Below are 23024 nucleotides of genomic sequence, written 5' to 3'. Positions count from 1 at the left end.
TCGTCAACAAGAAGGCGGAAGTCGTGCGTGTCTATCTGCCGCCGGATGCCAACACGCTGCTGTCCGTTACCGATCACTGCCTGCGCAGCCGCAACTACGTCAATGTCGTCGTCGCCGGCAAGCAGCCAGGCCCGCAATGGCTGACGATGGAACAGGCCGTGCGCCATTGCAGCATGGGCGTCAGCATCTGGGAATGGGCGAGCAACGATGCCAATAGTGAGCCGGACGTCGTGATGGCATGCTGCGGCGATGTTCCGACATTGGAAACGCTGGCCGCAGTCCAATTGCTGCGCGAGCATCTTCCGGAAGTGAAGGTCCGGGTCGTCAACGTCGTCAACCTGATGAAGTTGCAGCCGGCCCAAGAGCACCCCCATGGTCTCTCCGATCGGGATTTCGATGGCATCTTCACCCGCGACAAACCGATCATCTTCGCCTTCCACGGCTATCCGTGGCTGATCCACCGCCTCACCTACCGCCGGACCAACCACGACAATCTGCATGTCCGCGGCTACAAGGAGGAAGGCACGACGACGACGCCGTTCGACATGGTGGTGCTGAACGAGCTTGATCGCTTCCACCTCGCCGGCGATGTCATCGACCGCCTGCCGCAACTCGGTGCGCGCGCTGCCTATTTTAAGCAGGCAATCCAGGCCAAGCTGATCGAGCATCGGGAGTATATCGAGAAGCATGGTGACGACATGCCCTCGATCAGCGGCTGGAAATGGGGCGTCAAGGATGCGCAACAGGCAAAACCGTCGACGTCAACGGAAGGCGACAATGTCTAGGGCCTGCGTGCTGCCGCATTGACGACCTTGCTCCGATCGCTTGATCGCTCGCGGGTCGCTCCGGAGGGAGCGTCTCGCCTACGTTGGATGAATGAACCACGCGTCGCAATCGCAGCTGGCTGGCTATGTCGGAATTGTTGTCGACAGATCCCGAACTGAACCGGATGCCGACCGAGCAGGATCTTGCGCGGCTGCAGTTCACCACCCTGCTCTACTATCTGCATTGCACGAACCCTGACAACGGGCTCGTGCGCGACAAGACGCAGGAAGATGCGCCCGCAAGCATCGCGGCGATCGGAATGGCGCTCGCGACGATCCCTGTGCTTGTCGAGCGCGGCATCGTCATTCGCAAGTTCGCCGCGAAGATCGCGCGTCGACGGTTGCAGTTTCTGTTGCAATGCCCGCAAGGTCCTGAGCCGGACGCCTCCGGCCACAAGGGCTTCTTCTATCACTTCCTCGATATCGAAACCGGCAGGCGCGTTTGGGAGTGCGAACTGTCGACGATCGACTCCGCCTTCCTTTTCGCCGGTGCTCTGACGGTGGCCGCCTATTTCGACGGCGACGATGCCGAGGAAGTCGAAATCCGCAGGGTGGCAAACGCACTCTATGAACGGGCCGACTGGAACTGGGCCTGCGACCACGGGTTAACGCTCACCCACGGCTGGCGGCCGGAAAACGGCTTCATCCCCTATCGCTGGCGTGGATACGACGAGGGCCTGCTGCTCTATATCCTCGGCCTCGGCTCGCCCACCCATCCGCTACCGCCGGAAGCCTATACGGCCTATACGGCGAGCTACGACTGGCGGAACCTCTACGGTCGAGAATTGCTCTATTCGGGACCGCTATTTACCCACCAGCTCTCGCACATGTGGATCGATTTCCGCGGTATCCGCGACGAATTCATGCGCGAACACAACAGCGATTATTTCCAGAACAGCCGGCACGCCACCTTCGTCCAGCAGGAATATGCCATCCGCAACCCGCTGAATTTTGTCGGCTACGGCGAGCATTGCTGGGGCTTCACGGCGAGCGACGGACCGGGCTGGACCAAGCGCAATGTAAACGGCACCGAACGAGAGTTCTTCGACTACCTCGCCCGCGGCGCTCCCTTCGGCCCGGACGATGGTACCGTGTCGCCTTGGTCCGTCGTCGCCTCGCTGCCGTTTGCCCCGGAGATCGTGATCCCGACAGTCTGGAATTGCGCCCGCATGAACCTCGGCATGACCAAGCTTTACGGCTTCAAGCCCTCCTTCAACCGAAGCTTTCCCGTCGAGGGAAGCGAATCCGGCTGGTGGGTCAGCCCCTATCACTTCGGCATCGACCAGGGCCCGGTGGTCCTGATGATCGAGAATTACCGAACCGGCTTGCTATGGAACATCATGCGCGGGTGTGCGCCGATCGTGGTGGGGTTGAGGCGAGCAGGTTTCTCCGGCGGCTGGCTCTGAGGGCCAAATCAACAAAGGTACTCTGATGGACAGCCAGCCAGTGCCGATCAGAACAACCGCACTTCGCTTTGCACGGGCTGTTCGAATGCTCTTGACCTCCGAAGTCGGTGGCAGGGCCAGGTGGATGTTCGTCGGACTGATGGCGCTGCTGTTCGGCTTGAACGGCCTCAACGTCGTCAACAACTACGTCGGCCGCAATTTCATGACCGCGATCGCCGAACGCCAGATGGACGAGTTCATCCGGCAGGCCGTGTTTTATGTCTGCGTGTTTGCCGTCCTCACCGTTACCGGTGTCATCGCACGCTTTGTCGAGGAAAGGTTGGCGCTGCTCTGGCGCGAATTCATGACCCGGCGCGCCGTCGATCTCTATCTGGAGAATGAGACCTATTACCGCGTGGAGGTCTCGGGCACGCTGAGCCATCCGGACCAGCGAATATCCGAAGACATCCAGGCGTTCACCGTCACGACGCTCTCCTACATCATCATGCTGTTCAGCAGCACGCTGACGGTGGTGACGTTTTCCGGCGTGTTGTGGTCCATCAGCCCGCTGCTATTCGTCGTGGCCGTGCTCTATGCCGCCTGCGGCTCGTACATGACGATCGTCCTGGGACGCCCTCTCATCGGCCTGAATTACGAACGGCTCGACAAGGAAGCGAGCTTTAGATCCAGCCTTATGCATGTCCGCGAGAACGCCGAGTCGGTGATGGTGACGGGCGTCGAGGGGCAGCAAAGAACAAGGTTGATCCACCGCCTCGACGACCTCGTCGGCAACATCCGCGTCATCACCGCTGTCAACCGGAACCTCTCCTATTTCACGAGCGGGTATAACTGGATGATACAGATCATCCCGGACCTGATCATTGCGCCCGCTTTCATGCGAGGGGAAATCGAGTTCGGCGTCATCACGCAATCCGGTGCGGCATTCGCGATGCTCGTGGGCGCGTTCTCTCTGATCGTTCGGCAGTTCAACTCCATCTCGAACTTCGCCGCGGTGGTGTCCCGGCTGAGTTCCCTGCTGGAAGCCATTGAGAAGAGCCGAACAAGGGGTGCGACTGGCGTCGAACTGGTCAAAAAGGAGGGCGATCTGGTCTTCGACCACGTGACGCTGGGTTCAACTGGCGGCCACGCCTTGCTGCACGACCTATCGATATCGATCCCGCAGGGAATGCCGGTGCTGATATCGGGATCGCATGCGGCTGCAGGCGCAGCGCTCTTCAGGGCGACCGCCGGAATTCCGACCGCCGGTACCGGGCGGATCACCCGCCCGAACGACCTGTTGTTTCTTCCGCAGCGACCTTACCTGCCGCCGGGTTCGCTTCGGCAGGTTCTTCTGCCCGGCGATAAACCGGACGACATCCCCGACAGTCGTATTCTTGAGGTCGTGCGCGGCATTGGTCTCGAGAGCCTTGCCTGCGACACTCACGCACTGGAGAAGGAGTTGGATCGGGAAATGTCCCTGGGGCAGCAACAGCTTCTGGCTGTGGCCAAGGTGCTTCTCGCGAGACCGCGATATGTCTTTGTTGACCGGCTCGAGGCAACCCTTGGGCACGAGACGTTCCGGAAAGTGCTGAGCCTGCTCTCCGAGAATGCGATCACCTGCATCAACAACGGTGAAGAGAGCGATGCCCGTGATCTCTATGACGCCATACTGGATTGCCAGGAGGATGGCCGCTGGACATGGACCCATCGTCAATCATGATGGGTCTCAAGCCGTTGCTCTAAACGGTGGAGCGGCCCGGTAGAATCTGACCTTCACCGCCTGCGGTTTCGAGGCCAGCCCGGTGGCGGCTCCCCGGACAGCACGTCCCTGTCGCGAAAGCGCGCCCGCACCCGCCGAATGATCGGCGGAGACGATCGCCTTAGCGGGGCGCAACGATGCCCTGGTAGTAGTCGCCGTCACCGCCAACAACGCGCGTGCCACCGCCGCCGGTCTGCGAGCAAGCGGTCAGGGTAGCGAGTGCGAGCAGCAATACGATCGTTCTCATGAAGTCGGTTCCTTTCGGGCCTTAACAGCGGCTATGTCTTTGAGACTAGTGGATATATGAGGACTATCGCACAGGACAAGCGGCATCTAGTCGGTGGTATAACAAAACGCTTGGTCGTTGAAGATGTAAATTGTGCCGGCGACCGTTTGGCGGCTCGCGCACCCAGTAATTTCATGGATGAATGTGAAACGTGGTCAATGATCGGTGAGTGCGCTGGCTAGATCGGCTGGTGCTTGTCTGCCTGTTCCCGCTCCTGCCAATATCTGAGGCGAAGCCGCGGCGCCATGATCCAGGCGACGAATGGCGTCGTGACGAAGCAGGCGACCACCAGCGCCGGGATCGAATACTTGGCGTTGTCGGCAAGCACCGGGACCGAGAGAACCGTCACGATACCGATCCCGAACAGAATGGCATTGATCATCAGGCCGACCATGATGGCGAGTTGCAGGCGGACGGACATTTCGACCTCCCCGGGCTCCAAGGCGACATCGCGCCTCGAACATAATTCGTCGCTGATTGTATCAGAGATCGCGAATGCGCGAAATGGTCGAAGGTGCCGGTGGTTGCGTGGCGCGTTGGCGACAATGCGTCACGCATGGCGCGCTGCCCCTGTCGCGCGCAGAAATCCGCCCTATGCTCTTAGGCGAGTGATTGAAGTCGCATGACCATCGCGCACGCAGGGCGCCCGTGATCCGACCTTGATCGTTGCCGCCTGAGGGAGATCCATGACGAGCCCATACGAAACGCTCGGCGTTAGCCGTGAAGCGACACAAAAGGACATCCAGAGCGCCTATCGAAAGCTTGCCAAGAAGCTGCACCCGGATCTGAACCCAGGAGACAAGGGGGCGGAGGACCGTTTCAAGGCGGTTTCGGCGGCTTACGCGCTCCTCAGTGACGAGGAGAAACGCGGCAAATACGACCGTGGCGAAATCGACGAAACGGGGGCAGAGACTGCGCCCCGCCACTACTATCGCGAATACGCCTCCTCCGGCGATACGGCCGGACGCTACGAGAATGCCCACGGTTTCTCGGACTTCGCGGATTCGGACGATATCTTCTCGAGCTTCTTTTCCCGTCGCGGCGGCGGCCAGCAGCAACGCCGGCGTGGCCGCGATCTGCATTTTTCGATGGAGATCGGCTTTCTCGACGCGGCCAACGGCACCAGGACCGAAATCAACCTGCCAGGCGGCGGACCGGCGCTCGATCTCACCATCCCGCCCGGCACGCGCGACGGCCAGACGCTGCGGTTGCGCGGCAAGGGCGAGCCCGGCTTCAATGGCGCGCCGGCGGGGGATGCCCTGATCGACATTCGCGTCCGGGCCCATTCTCTGTTTGCGGCCGATGGCGATGACGTTCGTTATGAAGTGCCGATCTCGCTCAGCGAAGCGGTGCTCGGCGGCAAGATCCGGGTTCCGACGATCGACGGCGCGGTCAATGTCACGATCCCGCCGCACACCAACACCGGCAAGACATTGCGATTGAAGGGTAAGGGTCTGCACAAGTCCGGCGGCGGCCATGGCGACGCCTATGTCAGCCTGAAGATCGTGCTGCCGCAGACCCCTGATCCGGCGCTTTCCGCCTTCGTTGAAACCTGGGCAGCCGGAAAGACGGAAGATCCGCGCAAGGGCATGGGAGGCCAGGCATGAACGACCGTGAATTCTGCGAAAACCTCGATATCGAAGTGAAGGTCTTGCGCATCTGGGTCGAACAGCGCTGGCTGATGCCGCAGGAGGTGGAGGCCGGCTGGCTGTTCGAAGAGGCCGACCTTGCCCGCGCCCGACTGATCCAGGATCTGACAGGTCCGATGGGCGTCAACGACGATGGCGTCGACGTCGCCATGCGGCTACTCGACCAGATCCACGGCCTGCGTGGCCGTCTCTCGGTGTTGATGAACGCCATCCGATCCCAGGATCCGGAGGTTCAAAGGCTCATTCTGTCGAGAGTCGAGGGCGAATAGTCTACACCCCGCGTGCCCAGCAGCCCGATCGTCTCGGCAACGAACAAGGTGTCGACGAACTCTGTCAGATCGACGATCCGGCCGTTACGGAACGTGAACTTGTCGATGATCTCGGTCCGTTCGCGGGTTTGCGAGGGAACGAAGCAGACGACGCCGGCGCGGTGGACGACGATGGTGTCGCCATCGGCGTAAGCGCCGACCATCTCCATCTCGCTCAGGTCCCAGTTCTGCACGAGCGCCTCGAAGCTACTGCGCACCGTCTCCGGTGTGTTGACCGCGAGTGTCATGGTGCCGAGCCTGCCGTTTCCGACGATGCGGAAGCTGAACTCGGGATCGAGTTGCGCCATCATGGTGTCGAGGTCGTTGACATCGCGGGCGCTGTAGAGGGCCCGCACCCGGGTTTCCAGTATGCTTCGCTCGGTCATGTGAAGCCTCCCCGTTTCTATCTGGGCGAGTGTGCGCGCACTTTAGTGATATCGCAAGTACAGCTTTGTGTTCCTGGTCTTTGGCCGCAAACGCCGCCAATCCGGCCGCCGTTAGGATTTTATTAAAAGGCAGGCGCCGGTTTTTACACGCCTGCAAGTGGAGTTGAGCGAAAAGAATGGATTGACAATGGCAAGGCAGGAAAGACGTGACACAGGTCGTCACAGTATCCGCGACGACAGCGGCATATGCAGCGGAAGCGCTGAAGCCGTCTGCACGCGTGCGTGGTGACGGCCCGACCGATGAAGCGATCACCTTGCTGTCGACCCGGCGGCCCGAGGAGCCCGCGCTGACGCCGGTCTCGGTCCCCAAGACCAGGGGCGCCCTGCCCCTCGCCTTTATGCTGGCAAGTGCCGACGGCCGCCTGCCGGAGCGTTCGGAAGCCGAAGCCCTGCGCCGCTATCTCGAATTCATGCGCGATGACGACGATGGTTCCGAGGAGCGGGAAAACGAAGGCCGGCAGGATGAACCGGCCGGCCAACAGGGTGAAAGCGACGCCGCCTGAGGCGGCCGTCGCAATCTCATGATCAATGATGCTTGTGGCCGCCGGTCGCCTCGCCGCCCTTGGCCGAGCCGACCGGGAACGCCGCATCGACTTTGCCTGCCTTCTCGAAGACGAGCGTGACGGGAACGGCATCGCCTTCCTTGAAGGACGTCTTCACGTCCATGAACATCAGATGCAGGCCGCCGGCCTTGAGCTCGATCGTCTCTCCGGCCGGCAGCGCAACGCCGTCATCCAGCTTGCGCATCTTCATCACGTCGTTTTCCATTTTCATCTCGTGGATCTCGACGCGTGCGGCCGCAGGGCTTTCGACGGCGACGAGCCGATCTTCGCTTGAGCCGCCATTCTTGATGGTCAGGAAGCCGCCACCGACCTTGGCGCCGGGCAGCATGGCCTTTACCGAGCCGCCGGAGATCTCGAGGTCGCCGAGTTTCGCCGATCCGTCGGCGCCCGCCATATGTCCGCCATGACCGGCATGCGGATCTTCGGCGTCGGCCATCGTGACCGTCACGGTCGGCGCCGGGCTCTTCAGGTCATGCGCGTTCTGACCCTCGGCGGCAACCTGGTCCCAGACGACCTTGCCTTCGGTTCCGCAAAGCTGCGTGGTCGGGAAGGCAAGTACCGTCTCCTTGTCGAAGCCCGAGACTTTGCCGCGGACGACGAAGGTGTCGTAGTATTCGTCCGGCAAGCTGCCGCCCTTCCAGCGGATTTCCACCGGGCCGGACGTGACCTGCTTGCCGTGATTGTCGTAGGCCTTCTTGTAGTCGCCCTTGATGATTTCGATTTCCCAGCCGGGCTTCGGCTGCGGCTGGGCGAGGACAAACCCTTCCGGCAACTTAATCTGTACTTCTGTCGTCGGCTTGCCGTCGCAGCCATGCGGCACCTGCAGCACCGCCTTGAAGGTGCTCTCAACCGGCGCCGTGTCGTTTTCGAACGTGGCGTGCGCGTGAGCAATGCCGCTTGCGGCAAGGGTAAGTCCGAGCGAAAGCGAAGCGATCCTGGTCTTTGTCATGTCGTAATCTCCTGACCACGCGCGGGACTTTGCCCGGTTTCGGTGGTCCAAGCCGCTTGACGGCGGCGCATTGAATGGGATGCGAGAGGAGGATTACGAACGCACGGGCGGCCCGCGAGAAGGCGGCAGCAGGCGCAGATGCTGATGTGCAGCGTCGTTTTCTCCAAGGAGCGGAGAAACGAGCCATGTGCCCGCCTCGGCCCGCACGCTCTCCACTGGCGGAACCGGCAGGAGGACCGAGCCCGAGAGACGGCAGGCTTCACAGACCGGGGCCATCGATTGGCCCTTGCCGCTTTGGTGGTCGACACCGTCCATGCCGAAGCAGATTTCGGCGATCGAACCGTCAGGCAGTTGATAGGCGGCGATCTCGGCCGGCGTCAGCGTCTTGGCGCCGAGCGGCTTGTGGGCAAAAGTCAGGAACACGAGCGCGAATACGGCGATCAGCCGCACCGCTATCCCGAACCTGCCTTCGCGCCCTGTCATCGTGATCGACTCTTGTGGGTTAGAGCGGCACGCGGGCGGAAAACGCACATGCCTTTCCACACCCCGCTCTGGTATCTGCTTTGGGTTATCCTCAACCGGAGAAGAAAGCAAAGGCAGAATTGCCGCAGTGGTGTCGGCTGCGTCTTTTGGTCATGCGACAAAAATGTGTTTCAGCGCGACACCGCCCTCTTGCCAAGCTCCCGCCTTCGCCGTTATCTGGAGACGATCTTGTTGGGAGAAGCCGGTTCAATCCGGTGCCGAAGGAGCAACCGCCCCGGAAACTCTCAGGCCAAAGGACCAGCAAGGTGCCGGTAGGACTCTGGAGAGAAGCGTTTTCACGCTCGCCGAAGGGATAACAATCTCAGGCAAAGGGACAGAGGGGGCTCGAATCGACGGCGATTGACGCCGGAAGTGTGAGCCGGCGCGGGAGCGCCAGACCTGGAGGCCGGATTTGGAAGACAATCCTCATTTGAAACATACGCCGCTGCATGCGCTGCACCTTTCGCTGGGCGCGCGCATGGTGCCCTTTGCCGGTTACGATATGCCGGTGCAGTACCCTGATGGCGTGATGAAGGAACACCAGCACACGCGTGTCGCCGCTGGCCTCTTCGATGTCTCGCACATGGGCCAGGTCATCGTCCGGCCGAAGTCCGGCAAGATCGAGGACGCGGCTCTGGCGCTCGAAAAGCTGGTGCCGGTGGACGTGCTGGGCCTCGCTGAAGGACGCCAGCGCTACGGCCTCTTCACCAATACCGAAGGCGGAATCCTCGACGACCTGATGATCACCAATCGCGGCGATCATCTCTTCCTCGTCGTCAACGCCGCCTGTAAGGACGCCGACTTCGAGCTTCTGAAAAAGGGCCTTTCCGACACCTGCGAGGTCACGCTGCTCGACGATCGCGCGCTGATCGCGCTTCAGGGCCCGCACGCCGAAGCCGTGCTTGGTGAGCTCTGGGCTGATGTCTCCGCCATGCGCTTCATGGACGTTGCAGAAGCCGACCTGCACGACGTGACCTGCATTATCGCGCGCTCGGGCTACACCGGCGAAGACGGCTTCGAGATTTCCATTCCCGTTGCCTCCGCCGTCGATGTGACACAGCGCCTGCTGGAGCATCCTGATGTGAAGCCGATCGGCCTCGGCGCCCGCGATTCGCTGCGTCTGGAAGCCGGACTTTGTCTCTATGGCAACGATATCGACACCAGCACGACCCCGGTCGAAGCCGGGCTCGAATGGGCCATGCAGAAGGCGCGCCGCGCCGGTGGCGCCCGTGAAGGCGGTTTCCCCGGTGCCGACCGTATCCTCGGCCAGTTCGCCGATGGCGCTTCGCGTCGTCGCGTCGGGCTGAAGCCCGAGGGACGCGCACCGGTTCGCGGTGGGGCAAACCTGTTCGCCGATGCCGAGGGCAAGACCCCGGTCGGCCAGGTGACGTCGGGCGGTTTCGGTCCTTCCGTCGATGGTCCCGTTGCCATGGGCTACGTCGACGCCGGCCATATCGAAAACGGCACCACCCTATTTGCGGAAGTGCGCGGCAAGTACCTGCCTGTCGTCGTCGCCGCCCTGCCCTTTGTCAAACAAACCTACAAACGCTGATCAGGAGAGAGCGCAAATGTTGAAGTTCACCGACGAACACGAGTGGCTGAAGGTCGAAGCTGGCGTCGCAACGGTCGGCATCACCGAACATGCCGCCGGCCAGCTCGGCGACCTCGTCTTCGTGGAACTGCCGGAAACCGGCTCCACCTTCGCCAAGGGCGACACTGCGGCGACCGTTGAATCCGTCAAGGCGGCATCCGACGTCTATTGTCCGCTTGATGGCGAAATCGTCGAAGTCAACCAGGCGATCGTCGACGATCCGTCGCTCGTCAACAGCGATCCGCAGGGCGCTGCCTGGTTCTTCAAGCTGAAGCTCGCCGATCCGAACGCGGCCGACGCCCTTCTCGACGAAGCGGCCTACAAGGAGCTCGTCGCCTGATGAGCATGCCCAAGGATTTCACCTTCACGGACTATAAGCCGTATGATTTCGCCAATCGGCGTCATATCGGCCCGTCGCCGGCCGAGATGGACGAGATGCTGAAGGTCGTCGGTTATCCGACGCTCGACGCGCTCATCGACGACACGGTCCCGCCGTCGATCCGCCAGAAGACGCCGCTCGCCTGGGGCGCGCCGATGACCGAGCGCGAAGCGCTCGACAAGATGCGCGAAACGGCCAATCGCAATCAGAAGCTCGTTTCGCTGATCGGCCAGGGCTATTACGGCACCATCACGCCGCCGGTGATCCAGCGCAACATCCTGGAAAACCCCGCCTGGTACACGGCCTATACGCCCTACCAGCCGGAAATCAGCCAGGGCCGTCTCGAAGCGCTGCTCAACTACCAGACCATGGTCTGCGACCTGACCGGCCTCGACGTTGCCAATGCTTCGCTGCTCGATGAGGCGACGGCTGCGGCTGAAGCCATGGCGATGGCAGAGCGTGTCTCGAAGTCGAAGGCCAAGGCATTCTTTGTCGACGAGAACTGCCATCCGCAGACGATCGCACTTCTGAAGACCCGCGCCGAGCCGCTCGGCTGGCAGATCGTCATCGGCAATCCCTTCACCGATCTCGATCCGGTCGACGTCTTTGGCGCGATCTTCCAGTATCCGGGCACCTACGGCCACGTGAACGATTTCACCGGCCTGATTGCCCGCCTGCACCAGACCGGCGCGATCGCGACCATCGCTGCCGACCCGCTGGCGCTGGCCCTGTTGAAGTCTCCTGGCGAGATGGGCGCCGATATCGCCATCGGCTGCACCCAGCGCTTCGGCGTTCCGGTCGGCTATGGTGGACCGCATGCGGCCTATATGGCCGTCAAGGATGCGCACAAGCGCTCCATGCCCGGCCGTCTCGTCGGCGTTTCGGTCGATGCCCGTGGCAACCGTGCCTATCGCCTGTCGTTGCAGACGCGCGAACAGCACATCCGCCGCGAAAAGGCGACGTCGAACATCTGCACCGCGCAGGTTCTGCTCGCCGTCATGGCGTCGATGTACGCCGTCTTCCACGGACCGAAGGGCATCAAGGCGATCGCCCAAAGCGTTCACCAGAAGACCGTGCGTCTCGCCATGGGCCTTGAAAAGCTTGGCTACACCGTCGAACCCGACGTGTTCTTCGATACGATCACCGTCGAGGTCGGCAAGCTGCAGGGCATCATCCTCAAGACCGCGGTCGCCGAGGAAGTGAACCTGCGCAAGATCGGCGAAACCAAGATCGGCATCAGCCTCGACGAGCGCTCGCGCCCCGTCACGCTCGAAGCCGTCTGGCGCGCCTTCGGTGGCGACTTCAAGGTGGAAGAGTTCGAGCCGGGTTACCGCCTGCCGCAGCCGCTGCTGCGCACCAGCGAATACCTGATGCACCCGATCTTCCACATGAACCGCGCCGAAAGCGAGATGACGCGGTATATCCGCCGTCTTTCGGACCGCGATCTTGCGCTCGACCGTGCGATGATTCCGCTCGGCTCCTGCACGATGAAGCTCAACGCCACCGCGGAAATGCTGCCGATCACCTGGCCGGAATTCTCGGAGATCCATCCCTTCGTGCCGAAGGAACAGGCGGCTGGTTATCAGCACATGATCGAGGATCTGTCGGAGAAGCTCTGCGCCGTCACCGGTTATGACGCGATCTCGATGCAGCCGAACTCCGGCGCACAGGGCGAGTATGCCGGTCTGCTGACGATCCGCGCATACCACCTGGCGCAGGGCAACGCCCATCGCGACGTCTGCCTGATCCCGACCTCGGCGCACGGCACCAACCCTGCATCGGCCCAGATGGCCGGCATGAAGGTGGTCGTCATCAAGGTCAGCGAAAACGGCGACATCGACATGGACGATTTCCGTGCGAAGGCCGAGCAGTACGCGGAAAACCTGTCGTGCTGCATGATCACCTACCCCTCGACGCACGGCGTGTTCGAGGAGAACGTGCGCGAAGTCTGCGAGATCGTGCACAAGCACGGCGGCCAGGTCTATATGGACGGCGCCAACATGAACGCCATGGTCGGCCTTGCCCGCCCCGGCGACATCGGCTCCGACGTCAGCCACCTGAACCTGCACAAGACCTTCTGCATCCCGCACGGCGGCGGCGGTCCCGGCATGGGTCCGATCGGCGTCAAGGCGCATCTGGCACCCTACCTGCCCGGTCACCCGGAAACCGACGGCAATGACGGTGCGGTTTCGGCGGCGCCATTCGGCTCGGCTTCGATCCTGCCGATCTCCTGGAGCTACTGCCTGATGATGGGTGGCGAAGGCCTGACCCAGGCGACGAAGGTGGCGATCCTCAACGCCAACTACATCGCTGCCCGCCTGAAGGGCGCCTATGAGGTGCTCTACAAGTCGTCCAGGGGCCGCGTCGCGCATGAGTGCATCATCGACACCCGTCCGCTGGTCGAAAGCGCCGGGGTCACCGTCGACGATGTCGCCAAGCGGCTGATCGACTGCGGCTTCCACGCCCCGACCATGAGCTGGCCGGTTGCCGGCACGCTGATGATCGAGCCGACCGAGTCGGAGACCAAGGCCGAGATCGACCGCTTCTGCGATGCGATGCTGGCGATCCGCGAGGAAGCCCGCGCGATCGAGGAAGGTCGTATGGACAAGGTCAACAACCCGCTGAAGAACGCTCCGCACACGGTCGAAGACCTGGTCGGCGATTGGGATCGTCCCTACTCGCGCGAGCAGGCCTGCTTCCCGCCGGGCGCCTTCCGTGTCGACAAGTACTGGTCGCCGGTCAACCGCGTCGACAACGTCTATGGCGACCGCAACCTCGTCTGCACCTGCCCGCCGCTGGAAAGCTACGCGGAAGCGGCAGAGTAACGTCTAAAGAACCGGCGGGGCGCCCGCTCCGCCGGTTTTTCCCGGCGCTTATCCGCGGCCGTGGCAAGTGCGCGTCCCGCGCCCATCACATCCAGAAGCATCTCCGTAACTCGCGAAGTACGACCGATACGCGTGCGTAGCGCCATTCCGCCGGCGATTACGCGATGCGCAGGGCTACCGACGCGAGGTCATTCCGGGAGGCAGGATGGTGTTCTCGATCCAGAATCGCACGAAAGCCTCGGCAAAATGCCTGTAGCCGGCGACCGAAGCAGGCTTGGCCACATAGGCATTGGCGCCGGCTCGATAACAATGGAGCACATCGGTCGGATTGCTGGATGAGGTCAGCACGATGATCGGGATCAGGACGGTCGCCTGTCCCCTGCGGATGCGCCGCAGAAGCTCGATGCCGTCGTTGCCGGGCAGTTTGATATCCAGGAGCACATAGTCGAAATGCGTTTGGGCAAGGTGCTCGGTCGCATTGTCCGCGTCTGCTGCCAGCACCAGATCGATCGTTTCGTCGACCTGTGCGAAGGCACGCATAACGAAGCGCGCGTCGTGCGCGTCGTCCTCCACCAAGAGCACTCGCTTTGGCGTCGAGGCCACCTGTTTCGTCCTAGTTCGCCTTCCGTAGCCGCCTCGGAAGAAGCACGATGAAACGTGCGCCTTCGCGGAAGGTCGTGTCAAGTCGGATCGAGCCTTCGTGACTTTCAGCTATGCGTTTGGCCAGTGCAAGGCCGATACCGGTGCCGCCATAGACAGTCTCGTCCTTGTGCAGCCGCTGGAACACTTCGAAGATCCGGGCTGAAAAGCGCGGATCGATGCCGATGCCGTTGTCTTCGACCACAAACTCGACGATCTGGTCGACGAGGCCGCCTTGAATGCGGATCACCGGTTGGCGGTCGGCGTGCCGATACTTGATCGCATTGCCGACCAGGTTCTGAACCAGACGGCGGAGAAGCTCCGGGTCGCCTTCCAGCTGCGGCAGGTCGCCAACCTCGAAGGTTGCCTGTGCTTCCTGTGCGTCGCTGGCAAGAATGGTCAGCGTCTCGGCAACGATGTCCGCGAGCCGCACCTCTGTCCAATGGCTGATCCGGTGCGCGATTTGCGCATAGTCGAGCAGGCTGTCGATCACCCGGTTCATGCGCCTCACGCTGTCACGCAGATGGCGCGCATTCTCGGCAAGTTCGATCTGGTTTCCTGCCGCGAGATCGTCTTCGATCATTTCGGAGAACATGGAGATGTGTCTGAGCGGCGCCTTGAGGTCATGGGACACCGTCGCCGTGAACTGGTCGAGCGCTTCGTTCTTGTGCTCCAGTTCCTGCCGCTGGCGCTCGAGCGCGAGTTCCGCGCGCTTGAGATCGGTGACATCGACGCGCGCGACGACAGTGTTGCCGTCCTTCGCCTTGATGTTCTCCACACGTAGCCAGCGGTCATCGGCGTAGCGGTAGATTTTGGGTCGACCGTCGGGATGGCGGAAATCGCGCAGGCGCGAAGCGATCCATTCGTCGCCCTCGCGGGTGCCTGGCAAGGCATCGGGATAGTGGCCGCCCTGGCGTGCCAGAAGCAGGATTTCCTCGGCGGTGATGCCCGGCTCAAGCGCCGCACCTGCCGGCCCGCAAATCGCCTGGTAGGCCCTGTTATAGACGACCAGCCGTTCTTCCCGGTCGAAGATCGCGAATCCCTCGGGCATGGCTTCCAGTGCCGCGTTCAGCATTTCGGAAGCCTTCTGCCGCTCGCCCACGGCCTCTGTCAGATCCGAAACGTCGCGAATGATGCCGATCAGCGCCAGCTCTTCGCCCTGATCGTCGAGCAGAGGTGTCGTGCGAAGGTGGCCGGAGAATGTCGATCCGTCGCGCCTGATATAGAGATAGTTCGAGGTCCGGGCGGCGGTTTCGTCCACGCGGGCCGCCCGGTTCCGCAGGCGCTTCCCGTATTCCGTATCGTTGGCGTAGATCAGCCGTACCGAACGGTCGATGAATTCCTCAGCCGAATAGCCGAACTGGCGAAGGGCGGCGTTGTTTGCGGAGCGGATCACGCGCTCGGCGTCGATGATGATCACTGGGTCGGGAAACGTCTCGTAGAGCGCCTTGAAGACGAGATCCTCATTGAACGCCGCCATGCCCTATCCCCTGTTCCACGTCCAAGCATCTCAGCAGAAAAAAGGCCCGGCGAAAACCGGGCCGACCTATCCGCTTGAAGGAATGGAGAAACTTAGTTGGCGCGCACCACAGCGTCGCCCTGCGCAGCGAGCGCCGCGAGGTCGGCGGGCTTCAACTCGACCGATTCGCCGCAGCCGCAAGCTGACGTCTGGTTCGGGTTGTTGAAGGTAAAGCCGGAACGCAGCGTCGTGATTTCGAAGTCCATCTGCGTGCCGAGCAGATAAAGCACAGCCTCCGGCGCGACCCAGACCCTGGCGCCCTGATGCTCGATCAGGTCGTCCTTGGGATTGGGTTCGGTCACCAGGTCGACGGCATACTCCATGCCGGCGCAGCCGCCCTTCTTGATGCCGACACGAATGCCCTTGGCATCGGCTCCGGCGCCATCGACGATCGAACGCACGCGGTCGGCGGCGGCATCGGTCAGGCTCATAACGGCAAAGCCCATAGGCTCGTTCTCCTTGTCGTCACCGGGGTAAAGGCCCGGCGCCTTACAGAATCAAATGTAGTATCCGTGCCTTAACGGATCAATATGCGGGCGTTCGGCTCAGTACCAGCCAACGGCGACCTGCGCCTCCTCGGACATGCGGTCCGGCGTCCACGGCGGATCGAAGGTCATGGCGACTTCAACACCCGATACGCCTCCGACGGCGCCGACGGCATTCTCGACCCAGCCGGGCATTTCGCCAGCCACCGGGCAACCCGGAGCGGTCAGCGTCATGTCGATCTTGACCATCCGGTCGTCTTCGATGTCGATCTTGTAGATGAGACCAAGCTCGAAGATGTCGGCCGGAATTTCCGGATCATAGACGGTCTTCAGCGCGGCGATGATGTCGTCGCTGAGCCGCGCCAGTTCCTCGGCCGGGATTTCCGAATGTACGATGCCCTCGCGAACATCGACCTTTTCTTCCGTAGCATCAAGGCTCATATCGGCCTCCTGGACTTTCTCTTTTGGTTCAGAAGATCAAAAGAACTCTTTGAACCTTTTGCAAATTTTCAACTTTCAAGTTCTCAGGCGAAGAACTTGCGTGCATGTTCCAGTGCATCCGCCAGCGCATCCACTTCGGCCCTGGTATTATAGAGTCCGAAAGACGCACGGCATGTGGAGGTAACGCCGAAGCGTTTCAAGAGCGGCTGGGCGCAATGGGTGCCGGCGCGAACGGCGACGCCGGCGCGGTCGATCACCATGGACACATCGTGCGAATGGATGCCGGCGATCTCGAAGGCAAAGATGCTGCCCTTGTCCGGCGCATCGCCGAAGACCCTCAGCGAATTGACCGCCGAAAGCCGCTCGCGTGCATAGGCCGTCAGGTCCGCCTCATGCGCCTGGATCGCGGCGCGGCCGAGCTTTTCCATGTAGTCGAGTGCGTAGCCGAGCCCGATCGCCTGCACGATCGGCGGCGTGCCGGCTTCAAAGCGGTGCGGCGGGTCGTTGTAGGTGACGGTATCCTCGGTCACCACCTCGATCATCTCGCCGCCGCCGAGGAACGGCCGCATCTCCTTCAGTCGGTCCATCTTGCCATAAAGCACGCCGACGCCGGAGGGGCCGTAAAGCTTGTGGCCGGTCATCACGTACCAGTCGCAGTCGATGTCCTGGACATCGACCGGCATGTGCACCGCGCCCTGGCTGCCGTCGACCAGAACCGGGATGCCACGCTCGCGGGCGATGCGGCAGATTTCCTTGACCGGAACGACCGTGCCCAGCGCATTCGACATATGGGTGATGGCGATGAGCTTGGTGCGGTCCGTCAGGCACTTGACGAATTCCTCGACGTGCAGGGCACCGTTATCGTCGACCGGAATCCAGAGCAGCTTGGCGCCCTGGCGCTCGCGGATGAAGTGCCAAGGGACGATGTTGGAGTGGTGTTCCATGATCGACAGCACGATCTCGTCACCCTCGCCGAGCTTCGGCATGCCGTAGCCATAGGCGACCGTGTTGATCGCTTCGGTCGAGGACTTGGTGAAGATGATGTTTTCGGCCGACGGGGCATTGAGGAAGCGGCGCACCTTTTCGCGCGCCGCCTCATAGGCTTCCGTCGCGGCATTCGACAGGAAATGCAGGCCGCGATGGACGTTGGCGTATTCGTTGGAATAGGCATGGGAGATCGCATCGATCACGACCTGCGGCTTCTGTGCCGATGCGCCGTTATCGAGATAGACAAGCGGCTTACCGTAGACGGTTTTCGACAGGATCGGGAAATCCTTGCGGATCGCTTCGACGTCGTAGGCAGGCACCGGTACAGTGTGTTCCATGTCTCTTAATCCAATTGCCCTGGAGCGCCGCGCGTCCCTCAAGACGCGCTAAGCGCACTGCAACATGTTGAACCGCTGCATAATTTACCCTCAAATCGCTGCGGATTTAAGGAATTACGCAAGGAGCCCGTCAGGCGTGCTTGTCGAGCCAGGTCGAGATGACGTCTTCCAGTGCCTCGACCAGCGCCTCGTGGTCTTCAAGCTCTTCGACGATCTCGGCAACGAAGGCATTGACGAGCATGGCCCGCGCCTTGTTTTCCGGAACGCCGCGCGCCATCAGGTAGAAGAGCTGCGTGTGGTCGATATCGGCAACCGTCGCACCGTGGCCGCACTGCACGTCGTCAGCAAAGATCTCCAGTTCCGGCTTGGCCGACAGGTCGGCGTCGTCGGACAGAAGCAGCGTGTTGCACGCCATCTTCGCGTCGGTCTTCTGTGCGTCCTTGGCGACCAGGATCTTGCCCTGGAACACACCCTTGGCCCGATCGAACACGACGTTGCGGATAATCTCCGTCGACGTGGTGTGCGGCACGTTGTGGCCGAGCGTAAAGGTCACGTCCGTATGGGTCTCACCGCCAAGCAGGTTGATGCCGCGCAGTTTGAAGTCGGCGCCCTCACCGCTCGTCTTGCCGTGGATCTCCTGGCGCACCAGCTTGCCGCCCGCGTTGATCACGAAGAGATGCAGCTTGGCGTTCTTGCCAAGGTCGAAGCGGATCTGGCCGAGATGGGTATCGGCTGCACCCTGCTGCTGCAGGACGATCCAGATGATGTCCGCACCTTCGGCAAGCGTCACGTCGCTGACCGAGGAGACGAAGCTCTCGGCATCGTTGGTCGACAGATGCCGCTCGACTACCGTTGCCTTGGTGTTGGTACCGAAGGTCACCGGGAAGCGCGTATGCGCCTGGCCGAGGCTCTGTACCAGCTGGATTTCCAGCGGATCTTCGAGCGCCGTTTCAGCGGCCACGTCGATTTCGAGACCGCCGCGAACGAGGCCGCCATTGATGCGGCCGATCGCGTCATCAAAGCCGAGCACCGCGAGACCGGCTGCCGCCGAACCGTCGAGCAGGCTGTCGACGTAGGAACGGACAGTCAAACCCTCCGGAAGGCTGCCCTTGAGATCCACCTGGCCGTTGCGCACGGAAAGCACCGTCGAGCCCGGAACCAGCGCGTCGACGCGATCGGCAAAAGCCGTCGGATCGGCTGCGGGAACGGCGCGCAGCAGCGTTCTGAGGTCCGTGTAGTGCCAGGATTCGACACGGCGGGTCGGAAGGCCAGCTGTGCGCAGCTCGTGCACCAGCGTGTCGCGAACCGAGAGTACCGAACCGTCACCCGGCAGATCGCCGATCTGGGCGGTGTAGGCGTCGACGAGCGCCGTCTCGGCTGCCGTCATCTTGATTGCCTGTTGCATATTCATTCGAACACTCCTTCAACAGGCGTCAGGCCGCGGCCTCGATGATGTCCGCGTAGCCGTTGGCTTCGAGTTCGTGTGCCAGCGTCTTGTCGCCCGACTTGATGACCTGGCCCTTGTAGAGCACGTGCACGCTGTCCGGCACGATGTAGTCGAGCAGGCGCTGGTAGTGGGTGATGACGACGACCGCGCGGTCCGGCGAACGCAGCGCGTTAACGCCGTCGGCAACGATCTTCAGCGCGTCGATGTCGAGACCGGAGTCGGTTTCGTCGAGGACGCACAGCTTCGGCTCAAGCAGCGACATCTGCAGGATTTCGGCGCGCTTCTTCTCACCGCCGGAGAAGCCGACGTTCAGCGGGCGACGCAGCATTTCCGGAGCGATCTTGAGTTCCGCTGCCGCTTCCTTGACGCGACGCATGAATTCCGGCGTCGTCAGTTCGTCTTCGCCGCGATACTTGCGCTGCTCGTTCATCGCTACCTTGAGGAACTGCATGGTGGCAACACCGGGGATTTCGACCGGGTACTGGAAGGCAAGGAAGATGCCCTTGGCCGCACGCTCGGAAGCGTCGAGCTCCAGGATGCTCTCGCCGTTGTAGAGGATGTCGCCTTCGGTGACTTCGTAGTCTTCGCGGCCCGAGAGGATGTAGGAGAGCGTCGACTTGCCGGAGCCGTTCGGGCCCATGATGGCAGCCACTTCGCCGGCCTTCACGGTGAGGTTCAGGCCACGGATGATTTCGGTGCCGTCTTCGGCGATGCGGGCGTGCAGGTTCTTGATTTCAAGCATTCTAATCGTCCTCTTGGGAAACGAATTTGTGTTCGGGCGCAACATCGTGCGCGCCATTAAATATTCAGTCCGGGGCGTTAGCCGACCGAGCCTTCGAGCGAGATCCCGATCAGCTTCTGCGCTTCGACAGCGAACTCCATCGGCAGCTCCTGGATCACTTCCTTGACGAAGCCGTTGACGATCAGCGCGATCGCCGCTTCCGTCGGGATGCCGCGCTGCAGGCAGTAGAACAGCTGGTCCTCGGAGATCTTCGAGGTCGTCGCCTCGTGCTCGAACTGTGCCGTCGAGTTCTTCGCCTCGATGTAGGGCACGGTATGCGCGCCGCACTTGTCGCCGATCAGCAGCGAGTCGCACTGGGTGAAGTTGCGGGCATTCTCAGCCTTGCGGTGGGCCGAAACCTGGCCGCGATAGGTGTTTTCCGAAACGCCGGCAGCGATGCCCTTGGAGACGATGCGGCTCGACGTGTTCTTGCCGAGGTGGATCATCTTGGTGCCGCTATCGATCTGCTGGTGACCGTTCGAAACGGCGATCGAGTAGAACTCGCCGCGCGAACCGTCGCCGCGCAGGATGCAGGACGGATACTTCCAGGTGATCGCCGAGCCGGTTTCGACCTGCGTCCAGGAGATCTTGGAATTCTTGCCGCGGCAATCGCCACGCTTGGTGACGAAGTTGTAGATGCCGCCCTTGCCTTCCTTGTCGCCCGGATACCAGTTCTGCACCGTCGAGTACTTGATCTCGGCGTCGTCGAGCGCAACCAGTTCGACGACGGCAGCGTGAAGCTGGTTCTCGTCGCGCTGCGGCGCCGTGCAGCCTTCGAGATAGGACACGTAGGCGCCGTCTTCGGCGATGATCAGCGTGCGCTCGAACTGGCCCGTGTTCTTCTCGTTGATGCGGAAGTAGGTCGACAGTTCCATCGGGCAACGAACGCCCTTCGGCACGAAGACGAAGGAGCCATCGGTGAAGACCGCGGAGTTCAGCGTCGCATAGTAGTTGTCGGTCGTCGGAACGACGGAGCCGAGATACTTCTTCACAAGGTCCGGATGTTCGCGGATCGCCTCGGAGATCGACATGAAGATCACGCCGGCCTTCTTCAGCTCTTCCTTGAAGGTGGTGACGACCGAGACGCTGTCGAACACGGCGTCGACGGCGATCTTCGACTTCTGCACGCCCGCCAGGATTTCCTGTTCCTTCAGCGGAATGCCGAGCTTCTCGTAGACCTTGAGGATTTCGGGGTCGACTTCGTCGAGCGACTTCGGACCAGTCACGCCCTTGGGAGCGGCGTAGTAGTAGATCTCGTTGAAGTCGATCTTCGGATAGCTGACGCGCGCCCAGGTCGGCTCTTCGAGCGTCAGCCAGCGGCGATAGGCCTCCAGACGCCACTCAAGCATCCATTCCGGCTCGCTCTTCTTTGCGGAGATGAAGCGAATGATATCTTCCGAAAGACCCTTCGGGGCCTTCTCGACTTCGATGGTGGTCTCAAAGCCGTATTTGTACTGGTCGACGTCGATCTGACGGACCTGATCAATGGTCTCCTGCACGGCAGGCATGTCGTTCTCCAATCTTGCCGGATCCAAGGTCCGGCAGCTTGTAAACACGATGCGCTCGGCGCACCGCTTATGTAATGGCTAAAAGGCGCTTTTCACCCTGTTTGCCAAGCGGAAAATTGCTTTTCCGCAATTTCATCCATTCGCTCCGCCTCAGGCGGCTTTCCCCGATGCACGGCGTCTTGCTGCTACCTTCGCAAAGGCAGCGGCGCAACGCTCGATTTCGGCCGCCGTCGTCGCCTCGCCGATCGAGATCCGCAGCGCACCCTGGCGCGGATCGTAACCCATCGCCGTCAGCACGTGGCTCTGCCCGACCTTGCCGGACGAGCAAGCCGATCCGGCCGAAAGCGCCACCCCTTCGAGATCGAAGGCGATCTGTCCCGTTTCCGCTTTCAGGCCAGGAAGCGTGAAGAATGTCGTGTTGCCGACGCGCGAAACGTCGCGACCGTGTATGACCACATCGCCAGCCGCTGCCAGCATGTCGCCTTCGAGCTTGTCGCGCAGCGCGGCAATCGCGCTCATCCGCTGGCCGACGCCTTCGCCGGCGATCCTGGCGGCCGCGGCGAAGCCAGCAATTGCCACCGGATTTTCAGTGCCCGAACGATGGCCCTTCTCCTGTCCGCCGCCGCGGATTAGCGGTGCGGGCATCATCACCTCGCCGCGCGCCACCAGCGCGCCGGCGCCCTTTGGGCCACCGATCTTGTGCGAAGAGACAATGAGGAAATCGGCGCCGAGTTCTTCGATCGAGAGCGGCACGCGGCCGGCGGCCTGAACCGCGTCAACGACGAGAATGCCGCCATGGGCACGAACGATCTCGGCGATCTCGGCAATCGGTTGGATGATACCGGTCTCGTTGTTGACCAGCATGACGGCAACCATCGGCAAGCCAAGCTGGCGATCATGCGCCGCCAACAGGTCCCGAAGCGCCTGAAGGTCGATGATTCCCGCGGAGGTCACGGGGATTTCATTGACGGCATCGCGCGGGAATCGCCCGCCTTCGCGTACCGCCGGATGTTCGATCGCCGAGGCGTAGAGCCGGCCGATTTTCAGCGGTGTGCGTCCCATGCGGAAATCGGGCGTCAGCACAAGATTCGCTGCTTCCGTTGCGCCGCTGGTAAAGATGACGCTCGCAGGCTTTGCGCCGCAAAGGGCGGCCACATCGCGGCGGGCATTTTCGATGAGCGTGCGCAGCGCACGGCCCTCGCCATGGACGGAAGAAGGGTTGCCGACAAGGTCGAGCGCGAACAGGCATGCCTCGCGCGCTTCGCTCAGAAGCGGCGCCGTGGCGTTCCAGTCCATGTAGATGCGCGAACTCGACATGATTTCCTTCGCTAGAACAACAGGCTGCGACCCGGCAACCTCTGGCGATGCATTTTCCTTGAATTTTCCGCGTCGC

22 protein-coding genes, 1 pseudogene and 1 riboswitch are annotated in these 23024 nt (G+C 61.9%); of the genes and pseudogenes, 9 read left to right on the top strand and 14 right to left on the bottom strand.

The features are described from left to right. The 3 genes and pseudogenes from I8N66_RS15545 to I8N66_RS15535 all read left to right on the top strand — a co-directional run. Positions 1 to 785 (top strand): annotated as a pseudogene (locus I8N66_RS15545) (phosphoketolase); the annotation flags it as partial. Positions 786 to 910: 125 nt separating this feature from the next. Next, positions 911 to 2230, top strand: a complete 1320-nt coding sequence (locus I8N66_RS15540; RefSeq protein WP_291154954.1) for a glucoamylase family protein — start codon at positions 911 to 913, stop codon at positions 2228 to 2230. A gap of 25 nt (positions 2231 to 2255) precedes the next feature. Further along, positions 2256 to 3929: an SbmA/BacA-like family transporter gene (locus I8N66_RS15535; RefSeq protein WP_291154952.1), complete on the top strand. Its 1674-nt coding sequence runs from the start codon at positions 2256 to 2258 to the stop codon at positions 3927 to 3929. A gap of 160 nt (positions 3930 to 4089) precedes the next feature. Here I8N66_RS15535 and I8N66_RS15530 read toward each other — a convergent pair whose 3' ends face one another. Further along, positions 4090 to 4215 carry a hypothetical protein gene (locus I8N66_RS15530; protein ID WP_291154950.1) on the bottom strand — a complete coding sequence of 42 codons (126 nt, stop codon included), beginning with the start codon at positions 4213 to 4215 and terminating at the stop codon, positions 4090 to 4092. Between the two features lie 217 nt (positions 4216 to 4432). Then, positions 4433 to 4675: a hypothetical protein gene (locus I8N66_RS15525; protein WP_113539993.1), complete on the bottom strand. Its 243-nt coding sequence runs from the start codon at positions 4673 to 4675 to the stop codon at positions 4433 to 4435. A 265-nt stretch (positions 4676 to 4940) separates the two neighbouring features. On the opposite strand from I8N66_RS15525, the gene I8N66_RS15520 reads away from it, so the two are divergent. Together I8N66_RS15520 and I8N66_RS15515 are read left to right on the top strand one after the other, a co-directional pair. Next, complete coding sequence (locus I8N66_RS15520; protein WP_291154947.1) at positions 4941 to 5861, top strand: DnaJ C-terminal domain-containing protein; 921 nt, start codon at positions 4941 to 4943, stop codon at positions 5859 to 5861. Further along, positions 5858 to 6172: a chaperone modulator CbpM gene (locus I8N66_RS15515; RefSeq protein WP_291154945.1), complete on the top strand. Its 315-nt coding sequence runs from the start codon at positions 5858 to 5860 to the stop codon at positions 6170 to 6172. Before I8N66_RS15520 ends, I8N66_RS15515 begins: the two co-directional genes overlap by 4 nt. On the opposite strand, the gene I8N66_RS15510 is transcribed toward I8N66_RS15515, so the two are convergent. Further along, positions 6136 to 6597 carry a nuclear transport factor 2 family protein gene (locus tag I8N66_RS15510; RefSeq protein ID WP_291154943.1) on the bottom strand — a complete coding sequence of 154 codons (462 nt, stop codon included), beginning with the start codon at positions 6595 to 6597 and terminating at the stop codon, positions 6136 to 6138. The genes I8N66_RS15515 and I8N66_RS15510 overlap by 37 nt on opposite strands. A gap of 206 nt (positions 6598 to 6803) precedes the next feature. On the opposite strand from I8N66_RS15510, the gene I8N66_RS15505 reads away from it, so the two are divergent. After that, entirely contained in the window at positions 6804 to 7160 is a 357-nt protein-coding gene (locus I8N66_RS15505; RefSeq protein ID WP_291154941.1) for a hypothetical protein, read from the top strand. Positions 7161 to 7182: 22 nt separating this feature from the next. Here I8N66_RS15505 and I8N66_RS15500 read toward each other — a convergent pair whose 3' ends face one another. Together I8N66_RS15500 and I8N66_RS15495 are read right to left on the bottom strand one after the other, a co-directional pair. Then, the gene (locus I8N66_RS15500; RefSeq protein ID WP_113539998.1) at positions 7183 to 8169 is read right to left on the bottom strand and encodes a DUF1775 domain-containing protein; all 987 of its coding nucleotides are present in this window, start codon (positions 8167 to 8169) and stop codon (positions 7183 to 7185) included. A 93-nt stretch (positions 8170 to 8262) separates the two neighbouring features. Then, complete coding sequence (locus I8N66_RS15495; protein ID WP_113539999.1) at positions 8263 to 8652, bottom strand: hypothetical protein; 390 nt, start codon at positions 8650 to 8652, stop codon at positions 8263 to 8265. A 222-nt stretch (positions 8653 to 8874) separates the two neighbouring features. Next, positions 8875 to 8962: riboswitch (glycine riboswitch) on the top strand. Positions 8963 to 9103: 141 nt separating this feature from the next. On the opposite strand from I8N66_RS15495, the gene gcvT reads away from it, so the two are divergent. The 3 genes from gcvT to gcvP are packed head-to-tail and all read left to right on the top strand — an operon-like array spanning position 9104 to position 13486. Then, positions 9104 to 10243, top strand: coding sequence for a glycine cleavage system aminomethyltransferase GcvT (gene gcvT, locus I8N66_RS15490; protein ID WP_113540000.1), 1140 nt, complete (start codon positions 9104 to 9106; stop codon positions 10241 to 10243). Positions 10244 to 10259: 16 nt separating this feature from the next. Continuing rightward, entirely contained in the window at positions 10260 to 10622 is a 363-nt protein-coding gene (gene gcvH, locus I8N66_RS15485; protein ID WP_025427112.1) for a glycine cleavage system protein GcvH, read from the top strand. Next, entirely contained in the window at positions 10622 to 13486 is a 2865-nt protein-coding gene (gene gcvP / locus I8N66_RS15480) for an aminomethyl-transferring glycine dehydrogenase (RefSeq protein ID WP_113540001.1), read from the top strand. Before gcvH ends, gcvP begins: the two co-directional genes overlap by 1 nt. A gap of 174 nt (positions 13487 to 13660) precedes the next feature. On the opposite strand, the gene I8N66_RS15475 is transcribed toward gcvP, so the two are convergent. From I8N66_RS15475 to I8N66_RS15435, 9 genes are all read right to left on the bottom strand, one after another. Then, on the bottom strand, positions 13661 to 14089 hold the full coding sequence (locus tag I8N66_RS15475; RefSeq protein ID WP_113540002.1) for a response regulator: 429 nt from the start codon (positions 14087 to 14089) through the stop codon (positions 13661 to 13663). A 10-nt stretch (positions 14090 to 14099) separates the two neighbouring features. Continuing rightward, a complete protein-coding gene (locus I8N66_RS15470) occupies positions 14100 to 15605 on the bottom strand; it encodes a PAS domain S-box protein (RefSeq protein ID WP_291154931.1) in 1506 nt (501 codons plus the stop codon). 92 nt (positions 15606 to 15697) lie between these two features. Further along, a complete protein-coding gene (sufA, locus tag I8N66_RS15465; protein WP_113540004.1) occupies positions 15698 to 16090 on the bottom strand; it encodes a Fe-S cluster assembly scaffold SufA in 393 nt (130 codons plus the stop codon). A 99-nt stretch (positions 16091 to 16189) separates the two neighbouring features. Beyond that, positions 16190 to 16570 (bottom strand): SUF system Fe-S cluster assembly protein, encoded by a 381-nt coding sequence (locus tag I8N66_RS15460; protein WP_291154929.1) that lies wholly within the window; start codon positions 16568 to 16570, stop codon positions 16190 to 16192. Between the two features lie 83 nt (positions 16571 to 16653). Further along, a complete protein-coding gene (locus tag I8N66_RS15455; protein ID WP_291154928.1) occupies positions 16654 to 17895 on the bottom strand; it encodes a cysteine desulfurase in 1242 nt (413 codons plus the stop codon). A 130-nt stretch (positions 17896 to 18025) separates the two neighbouring features. Continuing rightward, positions 18026 to 19306: a Fe-S cluster assembly protein SufD gene (gene sufD / locus I8N66_RS15450; RefSeq protein WP_291154927.1), complete on the bottom strand. Its 1281-nt coding sequence runs from the start codon at positions 19304 to 19306 to the stop codon at positions 18026 to 18028. A gap of 22 nt (positions 19307 to 19328) precedes the next feature. Continuing rightward, a complete protein-coding gene (gene sufC / locus I8N66_RS15445; protein ID WP_113540008.1) occupies positions 19329 to 20084 on the bottom strand; it encodes a Fe-S cluster assembly ATPase SufC in 756 nt (251 codons plus the stop codon). Between the two features lie 77 nt (positions 20085 to 20161). Continuing rightward, entirely contained in the window at positions 20162 to 21631 is a 1470-nt protein-coding gene (gene sufB, locus I8N66_RS15440; RefSeq protein ID WP_291154925.1) for a Fe-S cluster assembly protein SufB, read from the bottom strand. A 150-nt stretch (positions 21632 to 21781) separates the two neighbouring features. Then, positions 21782 to 22948 (bottom strand): cysteine desulfurase family protein, encoded by a 1167-nt coding sequence (locus I8N66_RS15435; protein ID WP_291154923.1) that lies wholly within the window; start codon positions 22946 to 22948, stop codon positions 21782 to 21784. Positions 22949 to 23024 lie beyond the last annotated feature (76 nt).

It is taken from the genome of Ensifer sp. SSB1, from assembly GCF_016652895.1.
Lineage (GTDB): Bacteria > Pseudomonadota > Alphaproteobacteria > Rhizobiales > Rhizobiaceae > Ensifer.
Note: the sequence above shows the minus strand (reverse complement) of the source record. Positions and strands in the feature narration are given on the sequence as shown.